The sequence below is a fragment of the Bacillus sp. K2I17 genome, assembly GCF_002209985.1.
GTDB lineage: Bacteria > Bacillota > Bacilli > Bacillales > Bacillaceae_G > Bacillus_A > Bacillus_A wiedmannii.
In genome coordinates this window covers 1-3,209 of the sequence record NZ_NJGF01000098.1, presented here as the reverse complement: position 1 = coordinate 3,209, position 3,209 = coordinate 1, and the positions used below count along the sequence as shown (strand labels likewise).

Genomic DNA, 3,209 nt, shown 5'->3' with positions numbered 1-3,209 from the left:
AGAAAATAGTAACGTGCTTTTAACTTCAAAAATAGTCTAAAACCTTAAGTTGATGGATGTGGGGTACCGCCACATACCCATCAAGCTAACTAAATAAATTACTAGGTGCGAAATAATCCTTGTTTCAAAACCAGCAAGTGATAAAAAAATAGGCATGCTAAAGAAGCCTATTAAAACGCGATTTTTTCGCTAGGCAGCTTGTCTATGCTTCACTGTCGTTTCATACACAATCCCTAGAATATCAAAGACGGTCATCTTCTTATACCGATGACATTTACGACCGTTCTTTTTGAGCAGTTGATAAAGGCGATGCAGAATTTTTAAAAGTTCTTCTGTGCCAAAAGCTATCGCTTGAAACAGTAACGGAAAGTAATCTTTAATTATATAAATCGCTTTGTATTCACTAAGTTCCTGCTTTTTCTTTTCAAGCAGAAACTGACGCATTTGAAACATCGTAGAAGAACAGAGGAGAATGCTGATGAGTTGTCCATATAAATGGCACTCTAGGCGTTCTCTTTTTATATTTTTGCATTCATCAATTTCAAAGAATGATTTCCACGTTTTAAACAAAATTTCAATCTGCCAACGAAGTGAATATAATGAATGCACGTAGTTCGTCGGTACTTTTTCTAGCGACGTATTCGTGATATATACATTCATGCCCATTAAACGTTTACTTTTATCCTTCATGACAATGCCTTTCTTCTTTTCACGTATCGCTTGGTTTTTCAAACGTGTTTGTGTTTGATTATCGGTTAAACGATGAATAATGACACGTGCTGGAAGTTTCTGATTTTGGCCAATGTATGCCTCGGGGATTTCCATCGTTTCACCAGGTATTAGACCCGACAGCATTTGTGTCATATCAAGCTGGATGTATTCTGTTTGCTTTTTTAACGTACCATTGTTGAAGTATCCTGGTTCAGGATTCTTGATATAAATGCGTGTATTCAACTTCAACCGCGAGATATAGTAAGCCTCTTTATCATGAATGGTTTATAAATCTCCTAAATCGAAGTAACCAAGATCACGTAAACACAAGTCGCCTGCTTCTACGGTTTTAAGACAGATGGTACCGTATGTTTTATCATTGTTTTTTCCTGGTCCAAGCTGCACGTTAAGGAATTGACCACTAAGCAAATCATATTCCAATTGAATTTTCACGCCTGCCGTATTACTACTCCCACCGGAACCTTGATAGTCTGTGGCGAATTGATCAGGCAGTTGAAACACTGTTGCATCTAGAATACGGATACGATTGAAAGTAGAGATTATATGCGCAGAAAGTGAGTGATTTGAACAGAGTTTTTGTGTGAGAAGAGAAGTAAAGACTTCTCGAAGAAATGTGACAGCTGCTGGATTAAAGCGTTGATTCAGTCCTTCTGAGCTCATAAGTACCCCAGTGGAAACTTCTAACTGACTGCACAATTGTGTAAGGGATGTGCTAGCAATTCCTTGACTGATCCATACGCAAAGAGCAATGAGTTCGTTTGCTTGATACTTACTAGATCGCTGTACAAAGCCAACTTGTTTGGCGATATCTTGTAGGACTACTGGAGATAAAAAGTATTGTAGCTCTTGTGCAAAAAGATTCAGTTCATTTGAAATAATAGGATTCATTAAAAACACCATCCTCTCTCATAAACTTCTTACAATAAGCATAGCGTTTTTTTATTTTAAGGGTATAATTTTAACTTCGCGAATGCAGCACCCTTCAAATATTTCCTTTTCCTCTACTTCACCTGAAGGAACAGACCAAAGTTCTGGCTCATTTGTTTTCTTCTGTACTATCATTAGTATTCCTTTATCCAACAATCAGGTCATATTCTGGAATAAAGAAGGAAATAAAAGGGGGTATCTTGAACTTTTAAGTATTCCAGAATAAGCAATTACAGGGGGCTAGGTAATGAAAGTAGGAGTAATAGGAGGTGGCTTTGGTTTAACAGTTCAAGCGCCTATAATAAATACTCATCCTAAGATGAATGTTTCTGCTGTTAGTACAATGATGCGCCATCAATTGCCAAAAGATTTATCTAATGAAGACAATCCGCCAGTTCATTATACAGACTGGACTAAAATGCTAGATTTAGAAGAGTTGGATCTTGTATTTGTTAGTTCTATTCCGATTTATCATCTTGAGATGGTTAAACACGCATTAAACAGAGGTATAAACGTAGTATGCGAGAAACCATTTACAATGAATAGTAGGGAATCAGGAGAGTTGCTAAGAGCGTCTAAAGGTAATAATTTAAAGGTATTTATCGATTTTGAGTGGCGTTATCATCCTGCTCGCCAAAAAGTCAAAGAACTTATAAGTCAACTTGGTGACATCCTTCATTTTGAATATCATATTTCTGCCCCTCAATATCAGACCCTTCAAACTAACAAAATGGGATGGATGGGAGAAAAGCAGAAGTTTGGTGGTATGTTAGGGGCTCTAGGAACACATATGATTGATTGCCTTAGATGGATAGTTCAGGACGAAATTATAACAATTAATAGTTTAATACATACTCACGTCCCAGAAGGGCCAGGAGAACTTAGAGACTCTGATGATGCCTTTTTTATTCATGGTAAAATGAAAAAGAGTTGTACCTTTTCGATTCAACTTATCTCAGGGGTTCACCACGGATTTGGTTCAAACTTAAAAATATTTGGAAGTCTAGGAACCATCACCTTAATTGATGATAAAACACTGTTTTTTGGTAAAGCAAGTGAAAACCTAGAAGAAATAAAAATTGAAACGTATGCCCAGACCATTCCAACTTTATCTTTAGAGGCAAAGGCTTATTATCCAGCATTTTATCCTTTTTTAGATAAAGTTTACGAAAATATTACCTTTAATAAAACAGACAGAGACTTACCAACCATTGTAGATGGGCATGAAAATCAAATAATTATAGATAGCGTGTTGTCAAATTAAATTTATTATTCAATAAAACGAATCAGCTATTATAAGCTGATATTTTTATTCCAGAAAAGGGCGCTTTAAATGAGAAATGATCACAAAAATTATCAAACTATTTTCTAAGGTTACACATTACTGTAGTAGATAAAAGCTCACTTCTTATCTTTTTAAATAAGAAGCTAGTTTTATCGTTTTGGGGGTGCAACAAAATCTTAACTTGATGGGCATGGGGTACCGCCACATCGCTATCAAGCTAATAGTTTTAATTACCCCCATAACGAAAATTTTACGCATCGTTAAC

2 protein-coding genes and 1 pseudogene are annotated in these 3,209 nt (G+C 36.0%); 1 reads left to right on the top strand and 2 read right to left on the bottom strand.

Annotated features, from left to right (window positions below; all coding sequences use genetic code 11):
* Positions 1–189 precede the first annotated feature (189 nt).
* Both CER22_RS30740 and CER22_RS30735 read right to left on the bottom strand, forming a co-directional pair.
* Positions 190–1,620 (bottom strand): annotated as a pseudogene (locus CER22_RS30740) (IS4 family transposase).
* Positions 1,621–1,671: 51 nt separating this feature from the next.
* Complete coding sequence (locus tag CER22_RS30735) at positions 1,672–1,794, bottom strand: NUDIX hydrolase (RefSeq protein WP_142293614.1); 123 nt, start codon at positions 1,792–1,794, stop codon at positions 1,672–1,674.
* 112 nt (positions 1,795–1,906) lie between these two features.
* On the opposite strand from CER22_RS30735, the gene CER22_RS30730 reads away from it, so the two are divergent.
* Complete coding sequence (locus tag CER22_RS30730) at positions 1,907–2,923, top strand: Gfo/Idh/MocA family protein (RefSeq protein WP_088610478.1); 1,017 nt, start codon at positions 1,907–1,909, stop codon at positions 2,921–2,923.
* The last annotated feature ends 286 nt before the right edge of the window (positions 2,924–3,209 follow it).